Annotated in this window: 15 protein-coding genes; 7 read left to right on the forward strand and 8 right to left on the reverse strand. The window is 36.7% G+C overall.

Annotated elements, in window-relative coordinates; all coding sequences use genetic code 11:
• Positions 1 to 4: 4 nt before the first annotated feature.
• From Q4503_RS14315 to Q4503_RS14340, 6 genes are all read right to left on the reverse strand, one after another.
• A complete protein-coding gene (locus tag Q4503_RS14315; RefSeq protein ID WP_303602677.1) occupies positions 5 to 760 on the reverse strand; it encodes an alpha/beta hydrolase in 756 nt (251 codons plus the stop codon).
• A gap of 302 nt (positions 761 to 1062) precedes the next feature.
• Positions 1063 to 1275, reverse strand: a complete 213-nt coding sequence (locus Q4503_RS14320) for a hypothetical protein (RefSeq protein WP_303602678.1) — start codon at positions 1273 to 1275, stop codon at positions 1063 to 1065.
• 480 nt (positions 1276 to 1755) lie between these two features.
• Positions 1756 to 2391, reverse strand: coding sequence for a TetR/AcrR family transcriptional regulator (locus Q4503_RS14325; RefSeq protein WP_303602679.1), 636 nt, complete (start codon positions 2389 to 2391; stop codon positions 1756 to 1758).
• A gap of 136 nt (positions 2392 to 2527) precedes the next feature.
• Complete coding sequence (locus Q4503_RS14330; protein ID WP_303602680.1) at positions 2528 to 3937, reverse strand: efflux transporter outer membrane subunit; 1410 nt, start codon at positions 3935 to 3937, stop codon at positions 2528 to 2530.
• Positions 3937 to 7068: an efflux RND transporter permease subunit gene (locus tag Q4503_RS14335; RefSeq protein ID WP_303602681.1), complete on the reverse strand. Its 3132-nt coding sequence runs from the start codon at positions 7066 to 7068 to the stop codon at positions 3937 to 3939. The genes Q4503_RS14330 and Q4503_RS14335 overlap by 1 nt, the downstream gene beginning before the upstream one ends.
• Positions 7069 to 7080: 12 nt before the next feature.
• Positions 7081 to 8238, reverse strand: coding sequence for an efflux RND transporter periplasmic adaptor subunit (locus Q4503_RS14340; RefSeq protein WP_303602682.1), 1158 nt, complete (start codon positions 8236 to 8238; stop codon positions 7081 to 7083).
• 528 nt (positions 8239 to 8766) lie between these two features.
• Here Q4503_RS14340 and Q4503_RS14345 point away from each other — a divergent pair.
• Positions 8767 to 9399, forward strand: coding sequence for a DUF5610 domain-containing protein (locus tag Q4503_RS14345; protein WP_303602683.1), 633 nt, complete (start codon positions 8767 to 8769; stop codon positions 9397 to 9399).
• A gap of 149 nt (positions 9400 to 9548) precedes the next feature.
• On the opposite strand, the gene Q4503_RS14350 is transcribed toward Q4503_RS14345, so the two are convergent.
• Positions 9549 to 10406, reverse strand: coding sequence for an MBL fold metallo-hydrolase (locus tag Q4503_RS14350; protein ID WP_215974360.1), 858 nt, complete (start codon positions 10404 to 10406; stop codon positions 9549 to 9551).
• Positions 10407 to 10682: 276 nt separating this feature from the next.
• Here Q4503_RS14350 and Q4503_RS14355 point away from each other — a divergent pair, with 276 nt between their 5' ends.
• The 6 genes from Q4503_RS14355 (at position 10683) to Q4503_RS14380 (ending at position 17296) form a co-directional block, all read left to right on the forward strand.
• Entirely contained in the window at positions 10683 to 13001 is a 2319-nt protein-coding gene (locus tag Q4503_RS14355) for a YHYH protein (RefSeq protein WP_303602684.1), read from the forward strand.
• 21 nt (positions 13002 to 13022) lie between these two features.
• The gene (locus tag Q4503_RS14360; protein ID WP_303602685.1) at positions 13023 to 13559 is read left to right on the forward strand and encodes a hypothetical protein; all 537 of its coding nucleotides are present in this window, start codon (positions 13023 to 13025) and stop codon (positions 13557 to 13559) included.
• A 117-nt stretch (positions 13560 to 13676) separates the two neighbouring features.
• On the forward strand, positions 13677 to 15185 hold the full coding sequence (locus Q4503_RS14365) for an ATP-binding protein (RefSeq protein WP_303602686.1): 1509 nt from the start codon (positions 13677 to 13679) through the stop codon (positions 15183 to 15185).
• Positions 15186 to 15189: 4 nt separating this feature from the next.
• Positions 15190 to 15873 carry a response regulator gene (locus tag Q4503_RS14370; protein ID WP_215974358.1) on the forward strand — a complete coding sequence of 228 codons (684 nt, stop codon included), beginning with the start codon at positions 15190 to 15192 and terminating at the stop codon, positions 15871 to 15873.
• Between the two features lie 91 nt (positions 15874 to 15964).
• Positions 15965 to 16567: a TetR/AcrR family transcriptional regulator gene (locus tag Q4503_RS14375; RefSeq protein ID WP_215974357.1), complete on the forward strand. Its 603-nt coding sequence runs from the start codon at positions 15965 to 15967 to the stop codon at positions 16565 to 16567.
• A gap of 81 nt (positions 16568 to 16648) precedes the next feature.
• On the forward strand, positions 16649 to 17296 hold the full coding sequence (locus Q4503_RS14380) for a DsbA family oxidoreductase (protein ID WP_215974356.1): 648 nt from the start codon (positions 16649 to 16651) through the stop codon (positions 17294 to 17296).
• A gap of 118 nt (positions 17297 to 17414) precedes the next feature.
• On the opposite strand, the gene Q4503_RS14385 is transcribed toward Q4503_RS14380, so the two are convergent.
• Complete coding sequence (locus tag Q4503_RS14385; RefSeq protein WP_303602687.1) at positions 17415 to 19346, reverse strand: hypothetical protein; 1932 nt, start codon at positions 19344 to 19346, stop codon at positions 17415 to 17417.
• Positions 19347 to 19550: the final 204 nt, after the last annotated feature.

A 19550-nucleotide genomic window follows, 5' to 3' on the forward strand; every position in this document is an offset into this window, starting at 1 on the left:
ATACTTATTTATTAATTAAATAATCAAAACCGAGCGACCAGAAGTTATTTTCTAACTTTTTCAATGGTCGCTTTTTTGATCCTGGTGCTGCATTGTATAAAATCAGGTTAATAAGATCAGAGCTAACCGCGGGGTTACTATGAAAATAATCATGTCCGATTAAACCACCTGATTTTGGTACTTTAATTAAACTAACATTGCCAACAGAATTAAAGATGTTTTGCTCATTTTTATTAACATCTTTTGTGTTTAATCTTCCAAAACTCAAGCCATTTGTTAACCATTGAGAAATGCCTAAGGCGCTATCTTCTTGAGAGGTGTAAATAGTGATTTTTCCAAATGCAGGTCCAAATTGTTCAGCCATTAATCTTTGTTTGATAATACCAAAATCTAAATCGGGAGCCGCTAAAATTAAGTTTTCAATACGTAAGTCTTTTCTTGGGTTTCCACCACTGGCTCTATTTTCTATTATTAGTTCTCGTAACGTTGTGGTGACTACATCTGTACCACGGCTATGAGCAATGATATGAATTTTTTCTATTTCAGGATTTTTAAAGAGTAGTCGTAAGGTTTCTTTTAAATGAAAAATAGTAAATTGCCCTGATTCTTTATCTGCAAAGTAGGCATTAAAACCTTTGGCCGCAGCAGGCCAAGAATATACCACAGGCACACCCTGTCGTTTCATAAAGTGCCAAATACCTGCAAGGGTAAATACGGATTCGTTAAAGGTGTTATTAAAGCCATGTACAAATAAAACCACATCTTTATTTGCACTGTTTTTTAAGCGCTGGTTAATCTGGCGGTTGAGTTGATTTTCATGAAAAGACTTTTTCTCTAGAATCTCTTCATCAATTTGAAGTCGATCTTCTATGATTTTAAATTTATAAGGGGATAAAGGAAAACGTCCTTGCTCGTCTACTTGCTCTAAAACATAAGTTAAGTCGGTAGAGCGATCTTGAAGATTACTTTGTACTAGTAATTCATTCCACGGTAGTGATTTATCGCCAAAATTTACTTTGGCAACACCGTAAGCAATTGATGATGAGCGACTGGCATCATATTCTATATTTTTTTCTGCGAGGTGCCACGATCGGTAACATATATCAGCTCCATACCGGTTTCACGTAGCGCCTCTGGGATATCCTTTTCTGAGTATGGCGTATTTATAAATACATTGGGTGTTGGCATTAATTTGGGATTAGAAGAGCAAGCTGATAACAAGAGCACTAAAATAGAAACAAAAATAAAACCTTTGCCTGTCAGGTGGAAAAACATATTTATTCCTTATTTTTGCTTTTTGTAATGTGTTAGTCGGGGAGTATAAAATTCAATATGAATAGTTAAGCACTATGGTTAATACCAAAGCTAATATTCAACGTAATAGCGAAATTTATCACTATTAGAATAGCTAAATTTATAACCAAGCCAATCAAAATATACCAGACTTATACCAGCTTAGGAATTTTGTTATGGAATTATATTAGCGTCCTAAGAATTTTATTTGTTTTTATTGAAAATGGTGAATATAAATTTACTGGTGTTAAAAACACAGTTAGATAGTGGGTTAAAGGGCTATGGATGAAAATAGTACCGTTAATATGACGCTTTAATTAAAAAACTCTCTCAAAATTAACCTGTTACTAATTTTTAATGAGAGAGTTTTTGATGTTTTATTTCGTACTGAATGGGTTACTAGCTTCAGTCTATTTGGATAATACGTTGTAGACATATTAGCACTGAAATAAAAGTAACTTTCTATTCCATTGGCTCTTCAGTAGTAAAGGGCATTAACAGTACACGCATTGCGGGGCGCAATGCTAATAAAATAGTTTCTTTATCAACACCTGGATTAAGTGCTCTACGTAAGGTAATGCCACTTATCATTGAAAACATTACTTCTATGCGACTTTCAAGCTCTTTCTCACTGAGATCTTTTATTAAACTACGTTCACCTACTAATAAGCTGCGCATTTTATTTCTTGCGTAGCAGTCAGACTTTTGTAGTTGCTCTGAGACTTTATCGTTACGTGCAGCTTCGGCGAACATTTCTAAATTAAGCGCCCTTTGAGTGACATCACTATGATGATCTACAGCATGATCTAAGCCATCGATTAAAATTGTGACTAAATCTCCAGATTGATCTTCAAATTCTTGAAAAATTGAGAACATTGTTTCCATATCTTGCTCAATAATCGATTCAATAATGGCTTCTTTACTGGCAAAATAATTATAAATATGACCTGCGCTCATTCCCGCCGTTTTGGATATTTCGGCCATTCCGGCACCGTGATAACCTTTACGTCTAAAACAGTCTGCAGCTGCGCATAAAACTTGTTCACGTCGAGCTTGCGCAATCGCAGGATCTGTTTGTCTTTTAGATTTTTCTTTCATAGTAACTCCGAAAAGCACAGCTTCCCTTTAACCTAATACTTATCACTAGTTTACAAGACCTCAATTAACAATATTATGAGTTAAATCAACGAACTTATAAACGAGTGATAAAATATTAATTCTGTGGCACTAACGATTATTTACTCTGTTGAGTAGGTCGTTGCCAACCACCACCAATTGCTTTGTATAAACTAATTTGGCTAGTAATATAAGCTTGTTTACCACTAATAAGCTGTTGTCCTGCACTATACCAATTACGTTGTGCATCCAGCACTTGTAAATAACTATCAGCACCTTTTTCAAAACGTGCTTCAGAAAGTGTAAAGGATACTTTATTACTGTTATATAGCTCTTTAAGTGCACTTAACTGTTGCATATAACCCTCTCTATCCGTAAGTGCATCAGAAACTTCTCTAAACGCTTGTTGAATGGTTTGTTCATAGCTGGCTAAGGCAATTTCTTGCTGGGTTTGTGCTACATCTAAATTTGCTTGATTACGCCCCATATTGAATATAGGAATCGTTATTGAAGGGATAAAACTCCAAGTGCCAGTTCCGCCTGAAAACAAATTATCAAGATCAGCTGAAGCAGTGCCTGCATTTGCCGTTAGTGTAATACTTGGAAAAAATGCTGCCTTAGCGACACCAATATTAGCGTTCGCTGCTAATAACTTAAACTCAGCTGCTTTAATATCAGGGCGTTGTTCAAGTAATTCCGACGGTAAACCAACGGGAACATTGGGGAAGTTTAGTACTTCATCCAAGCTCTCAACGGGTAATAAGTCTGCTGCAACAGGTTTGCCTACTAATAGATCAAGTGCATTTTTATCACGTTTTAACATCCGTTGATAATTTGCAATATCAACTTTTGCCGCGGCCACTGTGCTTTGAATTTGTGCTAATGTTAACTTTGAAGCAGCGCCTAGCGCGTAGCTCTTTTCGGTTAATGCTAATGAAGCTTGCTGACTTTTTAGTGTTTCCATTGCAAGTGTTAATTGTTCTTTATCAGCTGCATAATTTAACCAGGCATTGGCTAATTCAGAAATTAAACTAATTTTCACACTCGTTTGAGTTTGCTCTGACGCATACAAGGTTTGTAGTGCTTGCTCGGATTGATTACGAACCTTACCCCATAAATCTAACTCATACGCTGTCATACCGACGGTAGCTGAATAGCTTTCACTAATTTGTGCACTACCTGTAGATGATAAATCGCTGGGTAAGCGCTGACGCGTACCCGAAGCTGAAAAATCAAGTGATGGATATAAAGCTGAGTCTTCAATTTGATAAAGTGCACGTACTTGCTGAACATTAAGCGCAGCAAGTTTAATGTCTTTATTATGAGTCAGTGTTTGTTCAATCAGTTGTTGCAGTTTTTCATTGGTAAAAAACTGCTGCCAGTGTAAATTGGCAATATCACCTTGTTCGCCTTGTACTGCATAACTTTCTGGAACTGGCAGTACAATATCTTCACGTGGTGGTGCCATTTGACAGGCACTTAGCACTACAACACTTAGACTAGCTAAGCTTAATGTTTTAAATGTCATTATGATTTATCCTCTGTCACAATTTTATGTTTACCAGGAAAAATTCGACGTACTAAAACAAAGAATAATGGCACGAATAAGACTACGATTAATGATGAGGCTAACGTACCACCAATAACTGAGATACCGAGTGCATTTTGTGCACCTGAGCCAGCACTTGACGCGATAGCAAGTGGTAATACACCACAAATAAATGCCATTGATGTCATTAATATTGGACGTAAACGTAATTTAACTGCAGCAATGGCTGATTCAACTAATGGCATACCTTCATCCATTTTATGAATAGCAAACTCCACAATTAAAATTGCATTTTTTGACGCCAAGCCTATGGTTGTTAACAAGCCTACTTGTAGGTAGATATCGTTTGATAAACCACCTAGGAAGGCTGCCATGGTCGCACCAAAAATCCCTAATGGTACTATCATCATAACCGCCGCAGGTACTGACCAGCTTTCATATAATGCTGCTAAACATAAGAATACAATTAATAGCGAAAGGGCATATAATAATGGTGCTTGGCCACCACTTAAACGCTCTTCATATGAAATACCTGTCCATTCAAAGCCAACACCGGCAGGTAAGTTTTGAACTAACCTTTCGATTTCATCCATCGCTTGACCTGTACTATAACCTGGCGCAGCTGCACCTTGAATTTCCATTGCTGAAAAACCGTTATAACGTTCAAGGCGAGGTGACCCGTAAGTCCAATATGATTGAGCAAAAGCGGTAAATGGCACCATATCACCGTTACTATTACGTACATACCATTTATCTAAATCTTCAGGAACCATACGTGACTCAGCGCTACCTTGCAGGTACACTTTTTTCACACGACCACGATCAATAAAGTCATTCACATAACTACTACCCCATGCGGTAGATAACGTGCTGTTAATATCAGATTGTGTTAGACCTAGTGCTTGCGCTTTGGCTAAATCGATATCGAGTTCAAGCTCGGGTTTATCTTCTTGACCATTAGGGCGAACGCCTGCTAACACAGGGCTTTGAGAAGCCATGCCAAGTAACATATTACGCGCTTCGAGTAATTTGTCGTGTCCCAGTCCTACACGGTCTTGCAAAAATAAAGTAAAACCATTAGCAGTACCAAGCTCCATAACCGCAGGAGGAGGGAATGCAAAAATAAAGGCTTCTTTTATGGTTGAGAAAAAGCCCATTGCTTTACCTGCAACGGCACCAACAGAAAGGTTTGGATCTTGACGTTCATCCCAATGATTTAAACCAACAAAGCCAATTGCTGCATTTTGTCCAGAGCCGGCGAAACTAAAACCTGTTACCGTGAATATTGAACGCACTGCATCAGACTGATCTTCTAAATAATGACGCTCCATTTTTTGCACTACATTCAAGGTTTGCTCAGTTGTTGATCCCGCAGGTAAACTAACTAAGTTGAACAAAATACCTTGGTCTTCATCTGGTAAAAAGGCTGAAGGTAATTGTGCAAAAATATAAATCATGCCACCAACAATGAGGCCGTAACATAATAAATAGCGTTTGCTTAGTCTAATCATACGACCAACAAAACTTTGTGCACCAGCATTGGTTTTATCAAAACCACGATTAAAGGCCATAAAGAAGCGACCAATAAATGATGAATCATTATGTACATGGCTTGGTTTTAACATTGTTGCACATAAAGCAGGTGTTAAAATTAGGGCAACCAATACTGATAAACTCATCGCGGTAACTAAGGTGACCGAGAACTGTTTATAAATAACCCCGGTAGAGCCGCTGAAAAAGGCCATAGGCACAAATACTGCCGATAACACCATTGCGATACCGACTAAAGCACCTTTAATTTCGTCCATTGATTTGCGTGTTGCTTCTAGAGGAGAAAGCTTCTCTTCTGTCATTACACGTTCCACGTTTTCAACCACAACAATGGCATCATCCACTAATAAACCAATCGCTAATACCATAGCGAACATAGTTAAAGTGTTAATTGAATAACCTAAGGTTTGTAGTACTGCTAAGGTACCTAATAATACAACAGGTACCGCAATTGTTGGAATTAATGTTGCGCGGAAGTTTTGTAAAAATAGATACATAACTAAAAATACTAAAACGACGGCTTCAACTAGGGTACTGACTACTTTTTCAATTGATAACTTAACAAAAGGAGTGGTGTCATAAGGAATAACGGTTGCTAAACCTTCAGGAAAAAGCGGCTCTAATTCTGCAAGGGCAGCTTTAATCGCATCGGCTGTATCAAGTGCGTTAGCACCACTTGCTAATTTAATACCTAAACCTGAGGCAGGTTTGCCATTAAAACGTGCTACAACGGCATAACTTTCACCACCAAGCTCGACTCTAGCTACATCACTTAAACGCACAACTGAACCATCAGTATTGGTTTTAACAAAAATATTTTCAAATTGTTCAGGCGTTTGTAAACGACTTTGAGCAGTAACTGTCGCATTTAACTGTTGGCCTGACATTGCCGGCAAAGCACCAAGTTGACCTGCTGATACTTGCGCATTCTGTGCACTGATAGAAGCACTGATGTCTGAAGGGGTTAGTTTATATTTTTGTAACATATCTGGATCTAACCAGATACGCATCGCATATTGCGAACCAAATAGTTGTACTTCACCAACGCCGTTTACTCGAGAGATGATATCTTGCACATTGGATGCTACATAGTCACCAATGTCGATATTACTCATACTGCCATTTTCTGAAACAAAGCCGATAACCATTAAAAAGTTACGGGCAGATTTAGCAACCGAAACACCTTGGCGCTGTACTTCTTGAGGTAGTAATGGGGTTGCTAACGCAAGTTTATTTTGCACTTGAACTTGTGCAATATCTGGATCAGTATCGGCATCAAAAGTTAGTGTTAATGTTGCTGAACCGTTAGATTCAGACGTCGATGACATATAAAGTAAGCCATCCAAGCCTTTCATTTTTTGTTCAATAACTTGAGTAACCGTATCTTCTAATGTACGTGCAGATGCCCCAGGATAGCTAGCTTGAATGCTAATTGTAGGTGGTGCAATTGACGGATATTGAGCAATTGGTAAACTCTTAATTGCAAGGACACCAGCCAACATAACAACAATGGCAAGTACCCAAGCAAAAATAGGCCGATCGATAAAAAATCGTGACATTTATGTGCTCCGTTATTGAATTTTAGCGATTGATTCGGCTGGCACTGCATTAACAGGGGCACCCGGTGCTATTTTTTGTAAGCCTTCAACAATCACTTGATCGCCATCATTTAAGCCACTTGTTACCAACCAATTAGAGCCTACGGTACGGTCAGTTTTTAATACGCGCGCTTCAACAGTGTTGTTTTTACTAACCACCATCGCTGTAGGTTCGCCCTTACTATTACGACTAACACCACGTTGTGGTACTAAGATTGCGTTAGCTTTAACACCTTCAACAATGACAGCTCTAACATACATACCTGGTAACAGTAGTTTTTCAGGGTTTGGAAATTCAGCTCGTAAGGTGACCGAGCCGGTGCTTGGGTCAACAATTACTTCTGAAAATTGAAGAGTGCCTTGATGCGGGTATACTGAGCCATCTTCCATTTTTAGCTCAACTTTTGATTGTGAAGTAAGATCTTTATTGAGCTCGCCATTGGCAATAGCTTTTTTCAAACGTGTTAATTCACTGCTTGATTGGGTAAGGTCAATATAAATGGGATCAAGTTGAGTAACTGTTGCTAGTGCAGTTGCCTGATTAGCACTTACTAAAGCTCCAGCTGTAACATTAGATTTACCTATTTGACCACTGATAGGCGATGAAACCTTACTATAGTTAATATTAATTTGCGCTGTTTTAAGTTGTGCTTGTGCGGTGAGTAAGTCAGCCTGCGCACTTTTATAATTAGCATCTGCTTCATCATAGTCTTGCTGGCTAACAGCTTTTATTTCTAGTAGCTCTGCATAACGATCTGATTTAGCTTTTGCATTAGCAATATTTGCTTGCGCTTTACTGATAGCTGCTTTACTGCTTGCTATTTGCGCTTCAAATGTTGCTGGATCAATTTGATATAACGCTTGACCTTTTTTAACTTCAGCACCTTCAGTAAATAAGCGTGTTTGTACAATACCATTTACTTGTGGACGAATTTGCGCTACTCGTGAGGCAGTCACTCGACCTGGTAACTCTTTTGTAAGTGTTAGTGGTTGGCTTGTTAATTTAATAACGCCAACAGGAGTAGGCTGCCGAGCCGGTGCATTTGCCTGCTGATTTTGTTCGCAACCAGATAAAACAATTGCACTTGCTAAAGCAGTGATAATAAAAATAATGACGCGTGAACGCTGCATGTTAACCAATCTCTCTTTTAGGGTGAACGTTCATTCTAATTTAATTTTTGATGTTTTCCAACACTAATAAACAATTTTTTTTAAAAAAATAATTTATTTTAGCCTGTTTATTCAGTTGTTAATCATTTAATTAAGTGCAATATCAGTGAGGTTAATAACGTCTTAATTCTCTTTTAAATCGTTAGTTACAAATCATAAAAAAAATTTACTTTAAAATTATTAGAGTAATAACTTTAATTTCAAGCATTTTTATATTTTAAAATTAATAAGTTAGATAAATTTTGCCAACTAAGGCTATAGGACTGAGTTAATGAAATGACTTACATTGAATTTTTTAGTTATATTGTTGTGATGCTGAAAGTCAGAGACGTTATCGCTTCATTAAAGTGATTTTATATTCACAATAACAGACTAAAAATAATATAGTAGACGAAATAAATTGGGGATAAAATATAAACAATTTAATCTTAAGTTATACTTAGTAATGCCGATACACTTTTATAAGCGCTAACTAATGAAGGTAATACCATGAGCTCACCCATTAATAGTATGAATACCGTTATGGCAAAAAATCCCTATAGCCAAGATACCAGTTCTATGACTAAGTCGACAGACAGTAATAACAGCGTTGAAGAGCCGCAAGTTACAACAGGTCAAACTGGCGAGGTTCAGGAGTCTATCGCGGTTTCTCAAAAGAAACAGCTTAATGCAGCTATTATTGAATCAACGTTAGAATTTAGTAATTCACTTGGTGATCAACCTTTATCATTAGCATTGAAAGCAGCTTTACAAGGTATTAATGAAGCATTGCAAGTAAGTGGTGTTGAAAGCAGTGTGGAAGATGCTTATGAGTCTGGCCTTGATTTTAGTCCTGAAGCAACAGCAGAGCGTATTGTGTCTTTTAGTACGCAATTTTTAGGTGCTTTTAGAGAGCAAAATCCTGATCTGAGTGAAGAAGAATCTCTTAATGCATTTATGGATGTTATCGGTAGTGGCATTGATCAAGGTTTTGGTGAAGCGAAAGACATATTGGGCGGTTTGAATGTATTAGAAGGTGAAGTAAGTGATACGATTGATACCACTTACGATCTTGTTCAAGAAGGATTGCAGGCCTTTGTTGATTCATTGAATGAAAAAGAAGAAGAGAGTGCCACTGAGTAAGATGCTTGCTTTCGAACGATAATTTTTCGTTGGTTGTTGTAATACTGAATATATTTAAGAAGTCAAAAATAAATCATCTTTGACTTCTCCTTGAAATCTTCTAGAGTCAAACCTCAATTACTTTTTGGTATTAGATTGATGGTGTAGTTTTACAAGTCACTTCGCCATCCCATGCCGGACTCTTCCATTAATCGTTCATATACACCTTCTATATTAAGTGGCAGCCAAGCTTCATATTGTCTTAAGTCTTTAAATTCACTTAACTTGACATTTTGCTTTATTTCATCAAGCGTTTGACCAGCTAAAATACCTTCGGTAACTTTACTGTACAGCTGTTTTAGGTAACGTAAATAGCGTTTTACATCATCCTTATTACCCATGTCAGCATGGCCACCGACAAAGGTATTAAAGTCATAATGAAGGACAGCTTGTGTGGAATTAATCATACCTTGGATATCGTAACTCCACAGTTTTTGCCATGGCATTCTACCTATCATTATCCAATCAACTACAAATAAGGTTTTTTGTTTTTCAAACAACATACTTATTGAGCCTCGACCGTCATTTGGTCCATGATAATTAAGTTTAACGTTTGAATCTCCTAGCGTCAGTGTGAGTTCGTTATCGAATATTAGATCAGGGCTAACTGTTTTCATTTTAGTATTTTTAATATCTTGTGCACTTAACCTATGAGCAACGAAGATTGTATGTGGGCTTTTAAATACTTCTGCACCGTAAATATGGTCGCTGTGATTATGACTATAAATGACATATTTAACAGGTACGTTAAAACGCGTTTTAATTTGTTCATTCAGCCAGGTAGCCGCTTTTTTATTAAGAGGGTCGGTAACAATGGCACCTTGTGGAGTGATCAAAAATACTGAGCGGTGTCTATCGTCTATAAAGCGGTATAAGCCATCGCCTAATTCTTCAATTTCAAGTGCCTGTACAGTGAAGCCTACAATAAGTAGCACTCCTGTTAATAGTTTTATCAATGACCTGGGCATACACCATTCCTTTAATAGAAAAAAATAATAATCTAGTTAAAAGAAGAGAGGAGAATAAGGTAAAAAATTTCAGCTAATTGTTTTTAGTGCGTCATCTTTAACTAATTATGTTCGAGATAAAATAGCTGTAATGAAATGATAAATAAATTATATAACTACATAATTGCCCTACATTTGGTGGTTAAGCTTACGACAATAAAGTATTAACGTTTAATTTTTATAGTTAATTTTGACGTTGAATTCTTAATGTTTAAGCATAATTTATTGGGGTTTAAAATGATGAAAAATTCGTGGGCAGCTTTACTGGTAGGAGTGTGTAGTTTATCACTAAGTGCATGTAATAATGGTAGTGAATTAACTCAGCAATATAGTGATACTAACGCGTTTACTTTAATAAGCCCTACTATGGAAGACGGTGGTAAATTACCTGTTACTTATACTTGTGATGGTGAAAGTGTTAACCCTCCTTTTAGTTGGAGTGGGGCACCTGAAACTACACAATCTTATACCTTGATTATGCATCATAATGCACCAGATGGTGTTCATTGGTACTGGACGATGTACAACATCAATGGGGATGCCACACAAATAAATAGTGGTGAAACACTCGGTTTATTGGGTAGTAATAGTGTTAACGATATAAACGAATATGCGCCACCGTGCTCTAAAGGTCCTGGAGTGAAAAGTTATACTTACACTCTTTATGCTTTGTCTGAGCCGGTTACTTTTCCTGAACGTAGTGTTTCTAATGAGCATGAAAAAGTCGATCGAGAGACACTTTTAGCGGCAATGAAAGATATCACGTTAGATTCTGCACAAATGACTGTAAGTTATGATCGTGATAACCAGAGGGCAAAAGGTGAGAGGGGAGCAAATAAACGTTCAAATGGTGAGATGAAAAAAGGCGTTGAAAAAAGACCTAAGCCAGCTCCTTTTATTCAACCTGATTTGACTAAACACATTGATTCTGCTCGTTGCACTACAATTCAACAGTCGGTAAGTGACGCAGGTTTTGATAAAAATGTTGATGTAATTTGCGATGAAACCTATGCCTACATTGCATCTTCTACCTATCCTGATCATGAAATGATGACAGGCATTACGGGCACTAATGAACAAATTCCCGTACCTGCACAAGGTTATGCAGCACCGATTAAACTCGAACCTAAAAAAGCAGATACATTAACCACTATTGATGCTGCCGTTGGCGTAGCTGTAAATGGTGTACCTATTTATGACTATTCATCGCAAGGTGAGTTAGATGTCAGTCAATATGATGCTAAACACGATACCTTAGTGTTAGGGCAGTTAGATAACTGTGGAGGGCATTCTGGTCGAGGTGACGACTATCATTATCATGTGTCACCAACGTGTATGATTGAGACTATGAAAAATAAAGACGATGATAGCATTATTGGTTGGGCATACGATGGTTATCCATTGTATGGCGACAAGAATCCTGACGGCAGTGAAATCAGTAAAGGTGATTTAGATGTGTGTAATGGTCAGGCAGATGACACTTTTGGTTATCGTTATCAAACCTCAGTAACTCCACCTTATATCATTCAATGTTTAGTTGGTGAAGTTGATACCGCAAAATTACCTAGAGTTGCTCCATTAAGTGGTGATACGCAAGGAATAAGAGCTGATCTTCGTCCACCTGCAGGTGGTGTTGAAAACTTAACTCACACAGTGTCAAAAGATGGCAGCCGTACTATGCGTTATTCATATCAAGGTGAAGAGTATTTCACGACTTATACGCCATCAAAGCAGGGGGATAGCTGCTATGATTTTAAACAAAAAACTATTAGTAATGGTGGTAAAGTTGAAGAAGGCACTTTTTGCAGAAACAGTGACCAAGCAAAAGCTGAACCAGCGAAAAATTTAGCTACAGAGCAAGAAGGCAGACCTAAGTCTGAACCTAAGCGTAAGCAAAATGTTTTAACACCATTAGTCACTGTTAATGCTACTAATCCAAACATTTCAGGTGAACACCATTTTAAGCTAGAAGCATGGGCTGACAACTGGTTTGCAGCATATGTTGGTGAAAATCTTCTTATTGAAGATTCAGTCTCTATAACCACTGAGCGTTCTTTTAATGCAGAAAGGGTTATCTTTTCTGAGGATTATCCTATCCAGCTTAATTTGATTATTAAAGATTTTAAGCAAAATGATTCAGGGTTAGAGTACATAGGTGCCAGAAACCAACAAATGGGTGATGGCGGTTTTATTATGCAAGTAACTGATATAGATACTAATGAAGTTGTTTCTGTTACAGATAGTAGTTGGAAATGTGAAGTACTTCATCGAGCCCCTTTGAACAAGTTATGTGAGCAAGAGTCTAACCCTGTTGCTGGCGAAGGCTATTGTACTTTTATGTCTAAAGAAGCGCCTAACAATTGGTTAAAAACTGATTTTGATGATTCATCTTGGGATGATGCAACTGAACATAATACTGCCTCGGTAGGGCCAAAAGATGGTTATAACGAGATAACTTGGGATGAAAATGCTCAGATAATCTGGGGTGATGATCTTGAAACTGTAAATACATTAATTTGTCGTGCAACCATTGAGCAACCTGAATCTCAACAGTAATAAATAACCGAGGTAACTAGAATGACGTTAGTTAGAAAATTGAAATGTACAAAAACCTTGCGTGCTTTAATGTTCGCTTGTATTGGTTATTTTATAACGCTTAGCATACCTTTAAGTGCTCATATTTTAAATGAGACAACTGCGCAAGTTATTTTAAGAGACGGGCAAATAGAAGTGAAAATGTATACCGATCTTGAACATTTTAGTGCTGCTTTACAAAGTGATCAGGCTTGGTTATTGGGCGATATTGATGCCGTAATGCCTGATAATTTAAATGCTAGCCAACAGGAAGCTTTCATTGTTGATGCGCTTAAACAAAAAATGCTTTTAACGGTAAATGGAAAACCGATAAGTATTGAAACTGCTTATTTAGGAACCGTTGTGGATAAAAATGATGATCACACCAGAGAAATTATTTTTCAAGCAAGACATAGTTATTCAAAGGTAACTGAACTCTCGGTTTCATTTCATAAAAGCTTAGGAGCAGTTCATACGAGTTTTGTTAAGCCTCAGTACAAATTACTCAGTGCTGGCGCTACTGCTCATATGACTTTTTAGCTCTTTAATATATAGATAGGTTTACTTAACAATAATTTGAGTAAGTCTATCTATTATGTGAAAACCTCAATTGTAGGCATATAGTCAATATGCAATACTGCTACAAAGTATAAAGCCATGATCTTAAATACCAGAGAGCCTATGAAGTTAATCCATAAATTCTTTTTAGCTTTTTTCATCACTAATATAACCTTAGTTGGCTTAATGTTTGCGTTTATCTATATGAATTTCTCAGTAGAGTTTAATCACTTTGTTGAAAAAGAAGAACATAAGCATCTTAACGAGGTTAAGCAACAACTTGTAAGTCTCTACTCTGAATTTGGCTCTTGGGATCCTATTAGTGACAATACACAACTATGGCGTTCTATTGTTGCACCTGAAAAGAATCCAAATACGTCAGAAGTATATTCAAAAGACAATACTAGCTTTGCCCATAATACACAGAGCATTAATAATAGAAAAGTAATAAATAAACAAGCAGCCACGCAAAAAAAGTCACCATCGATGTTATGGGTAAACCTTCCCGCTGATTTATTACAAACAGGTAAACGCATCAGTTTGTATGATGAAAATAAACAAGTTGTTGTTGGTAGGGCTGATATAAATGAAAACCCTTATATCGAAGCTGTTTTATTAAATAATACCGTGATCGGCTGGATCGGTTTAGTGCCTTCAAATTTAGTTGAAAATAGTCCAGCTGAAGCTTTTTTATCGGCACAACTTCATAATTATTTATTGATCACCTTATTTGTTATTCTCCTGGCTTTTATTATGGCAATTGTGTTATCTCGACATTTAATTAAGCCAATCAAACAAATTGTTGTCGGTACGAGTGAGCTTAATAAAGGAAACTTTTCCAGTAGAATTAAACCGCTTACTCAGGATGAATTAGGGACCTTATCTAAGAACTTTAATGAATTGGCGGGTACGCTTGAACATAATCAACAAATGCGGTTTCAGTGGGTGTCTGATACGTCTCATGAATTAAGAACACCGCTTACTGTTCTACGCTCGCACTTATTAGCTGTGCAAGAAGGTGTTTTTATTGCTGATGAAAAGCGCATTAGTTTACTCATTAATCAGGTTGATAATTTAAGTCATATTGTTGATGATCTTGCCCAATTAACTAACAGTGATACAGCTAACTTAACTTATAATGCGGTAGATATTGACGTATGCGAAATGCTTCAACAATTAATTGAAAGTTATACACCTAGATTTGAAGAGCACAACTTATCGCTTAATAGTCAAGCTTTACAACATACAGATTCATGCCTAGTTAGTGGTGATAAAGATAGGTTGCACCAGCTATTTGCAAACTTATTAGAAAATACCTGCCGATATACTCATGCTGGTGGACAAATAAATATAGAAATTAATAAATTTGAGCATGAGTTAGTGATAATTGTTCATGACTCTGCGCCAGGTGTGTTGCCTGAGGAGCATACCAAACTTTTTGAACGTTTCTACCGTGTAGAAAAATCAAGAAATAGAGATTATGGCGGCTCAGGACTTGGTTTATCACTATGTAAACAAATAGCAGAGGCACATGGTGGAGATATTGCTATACAAGATTCACCATTAGGTGGCTTGGCGGTAAAAGTTACCTTTCCTATTGTAGGTTAATATAATGACAACACATAAAATACTGATTGTTGAAGATGAAGAGCACATTGCTGAAGTGCTAATCGCTTACTGCAAACAACAAGGTTACTGCACTGAACATTTTAATAGTGGGCAGGACGTGGTTAATTTTGTAAAAAATAATCATGTTGATTTAATTCTGTTAGATTTAATGTTGCCAGATGTAGACGGTATTACACTGTGTAAAGAAGTCAGGTTGTTCTCGAATGTCCCTATTATTATGGTCACAGCTAAAAGCGAAGAGATCGATCGCTTATTGGGTTTAAACCTTGGTGCTGATGATTATATCTGTAAGCCTTTTAGCCCAAAAGAGGTGATTGCAAGAATACAGGCTGTGTTAAGAAGAACTCAGCAAACTAAAATGAATATTATTTATCAATCGGGTTTTGAGGTACATAAAGAAGATTATGTTGCGCTTCTTAAGGGGAAGGATATAGGTTTTACTGCGGTTGAGTTTAAAATATTTCTGCTTTTTATCAGTCAGGTTGGTCGTGTGTTTACTCGTGAAGATATTATTAACGCTATATATAATCAGGCGTTAGATATGTCAGATCGTAATATTGATACCCATATAAAAAATATACGTAAAAAGATAAACGAGATAGAAGAGGGGGTAAACCCGATCTCTGCAGTTTATGGTGTTGGTTATAAATTTAAAGAAATACTTTAGTTAATTAATTGTACCTTTCGGTAAAGTTTGACTTAAAATGTACCGTTAAGTACAATTGGTTTTATACTTGGTTGTTTAATTCGGAGTCATTGTGTCTAGCGGTAGAAAAAAATTATTTGATGAAAATACAGCTTTAAATGCTGCCATGGATGTTTTTTGGCAAAAGGGCTATGTTGGTGCTTCTCTTACTGATTTAACTAAGCGTATGGGAATTAATAAGCCGAGTATGTACAGTGCTTTTGGTAATAAAGAAGCGTTATTTGTTAAAGCGACCCAGTGCTATATTGATACTAAAATGAAGCCACTTATTAGCCTGCTTTTTGAAGAAAAAGTGACACTAAAACAACGTTTAAAAAATCATATGATGTCTATTGTAGCTATGCAATGTGATACAAGTGATGCAAAAGGTTGTTATTTGGCATTATGTCAGTCAGAGCTTGTAAGCGGTGATATTCCTGAACAAGCAGAGCAGTTACTTAAAGAAGCCGATGCTATGCCAATTCAAGTTTATACCGAACTGTTTAATAGTGATGCTGAGGCTATTAAATTAGGGCTAAATAATAATGCTCAAGCCAATGCGTTAAGTCTATACACTATATTAAAGGGGACTGCTTCGATGGCGCGATCTGGCATTGATAAATCAGAGCTTGAATATAGTATTGATAGTATTCTTGTTGGTATAGGTGTGCAATAAATAGTGTTAATTCATTTATAGAAATTAAATAAGACTCACTCAGTTAATAAAAATTGAGTTTAAGGTTAATAGGAATTATATATGGTAGACAAGCTAAAAATAGATATTATTTCGGATGTTGTTTGTCCTTGGTGTATTATTGGTTATAAAAACTTAGCGCAAGCAATTGCTGAATTAGGTGTTCAAGATCAAGTTGAAATTGAATGGCAGCCATTTGAATTAAACCCTGATATGCCACCAGAAGGCGAACATTTAAGAGAACATTCAGCAAGAAAGTATGGCTCTACGCCAGAAAGTAGCGCTAAGTTTAGAGTTGAGATGGCTGAGCGCGGCAATGAGGTTGGCTTTCAATTTAACTTTTTTGAAGAAATGAGGATAGTGAATACACGTGATGCACATGTTATGTTGGAGTTTGCCAAAGATTACAATCTTCAAACCGAATTAAAGTTACGATTATTCGCCGCTTGTTTTACTGAACAGAAAAACATTTCAGACCGTGAAGTCCTTATCAAAGAAGTTTCAGCCGTCGGTTTAGATGCGAATGAAGCAAGTGTTAGACTTGAAAATAAAAATGCAATTAAAGAAGTTCAAGAAAAAGAAATTGAATGGCAACGTTTGGGTATATCATCAGTACCAACTGTAGTGCTTAACCGTAAAGTTGCGGCAGCAGGAGCGCAACCTGTAGAAGCATTTAAGCAATTTATTATGTCGGAATTGCAAGCTAGCTAAGCGAGTATTATGAATAATAAGTGAGTTTTGTAGTCAATATAAGCAATTAAGCATTGATTTCAAAACTGGCTTATCGTTAACTTATATCAGGGTGGGAGATATCATTTATTAAGAGCAATTAAGTTGCTGGTTTATTATCCATAAAAAAGTTTACGTTATTTAAGTCAATCATGTAGTTACGTTTAACCTGTTTATTGTTTGCTAGCTTGTCTAAGTCACCAATCAACGTAACTAATTTGTCATGAGAGTGATGACTTGTTCTTTCATAATCTTCAGGCTTTCCGGTGTAATCAACACGCTCAGTTTCCTTTTTATCATGACTAGTTTCATTCTTCTCTAGCCAAATATCGTTAATTTGGCGAATACTGCTATCGTTTGTTATTCTTTCAACCAGTGCCGTTTCTAATTCATACTGATTTGTTTTTGGATTGAATTCGTATGTTTCTTTATCAATATCTACTTGGTGTTCTTGATCAAGACCGACTAATTCTTGCTTTTTAACAGCAGTATTAATGTTGTAACTTTCAGTTTTATCATAATTATCTGGACGGGTACCTTGATAATCAAAGTGAGCGTTAACTGTTTTACTTTGCGTTGTGCCGTTTAGTTCACCTGATTTATAGTGCTCGGTTACCTGACTTAATTCGACAGTACTTTTAGGATGTATAGGTCGAAGTCCTTCTGGCTCCGACGTAAATGAAAATTTAGCGTCAAAATCGGCTAGTTTAGAAATCCCCGTGCCTAATGTGTTATTAGTTTCTTCACCAAGGCCTTTATAACGAGGATCATTAGTCACCATGTTATCAACTAAATCGGCGACCATTTCTCTGCCATTAGTGAATTCGCGAGCGGCGACTGACTCGATATTACTATAGCGCTCGGCAGCTGATGACATGCTGGTAAAAGCGTCTTTAAATACAGCAAAACCTTGCTGCATACGTGCATCATTTTGCTTACCAAATGCAGAGTTTTCTTTGCTGTCATTACTATTAAAACGGCTATCTTCAAGGTTTTGGTCTAATGTGCTTAAGTATTGCTGCATTTGGTCTACGTCTTTACCACCAAAAATAGACATATCTAATGAAAAATCTATTTCGGTAACGCCAGCGTTTGACTTAAACGAAAGCGCTTGTGTATTGTGTTTTTCATCAAAATTATAACTTAGCTCAAAACTATTTTCTAAAGCGGCAATAGGTTGGTTTTCAGTAGTCGAAAAAGCAATGTCAAAGCCAGATAATTGCTCATTATTGAAATTAGCTAAAAAATCTAGGTTAAATTCAGCTTGGCCTGGCGGTACATATTTAGTGTATGAACTTTGCCCAAAAGAGTTTGCACTGACTTTAAAAAATTCATCAGCCATTTCGCCAACTTCTGACAATATTTGATTGAGTGCTTGATGCTCAGCTTCTGACAAATCACCGTTTACTTCATAGCTAATACCAAAACTATCAACCGCTTCACCTGTTGCTTCGTCATAACCTTGAGCAGAGTTAAAGATTATATTAACAATATCGCCTTCTTTAGTTTTTACTGACAGTTCAAAACGATTGCTGTCGTCACCCTCATTTATTTCGCGATAGCTGCTTTCCATTAACGGGTCTAACATGCGTTCAACGCGCTGTTCACTTGATGCTAAAAATGATTTTTGCTCGTGGCCTAGCTGTCCTAAACTCGATAAGATATCACTGGTATTTGCATAAGCGCCGTGAATATTTTCTACCGACTCATTCAAACGTTTCATTAATTCGTCGCTATTCTCGTTCTTATTCAACCCTTCTTGTTGGCTGGTTAATACGGTACGTACAGCTAATTCTTCAGGGGAAATATCATAGTTAACAGTGACCGGTTGACTCGTTAACGTAAGGATAGAGGCAAATTCTTTTTTGAGTAATGTTTCAACTTTTTCTTGGTCAAATTGACTTAGCAGCTCTTGAGCTATTTCTGGTGCAATATTTTTAAGCTCATCGGTGAGAGTGTGAGCTATATCATTGATTGGTTGGGCAACAGATGTTACTAAGCTAGATTGGCTATTTAATACATTGTTAATCATGATTTTTTAATGCTAAGTTGATGTTAATTATGTATCGGCAATAGAATAAATATCTTAAGTTTTAAGGTGATTTTTTAATAAGTCGTTTGTTGTCCTGGATTTAATCGATAAACCGATAGTGTTTTATATTTACGACGCTATATAATAAATAGCAGCTAACTAACGAGTAATGCCTTTGCGGTAATCTAAAATGAGCAATATTGT

Source organism: Colwellia sp. 6_MG-2023 (genome assembly GCF_030547765.1).
In the GTDB taxonomy this organism is placed as follows: Bacteria; Pseudomonadota; Gammaproteobacteria; order Enterobacterales; family Alteromonadaceae; genus Colwellia.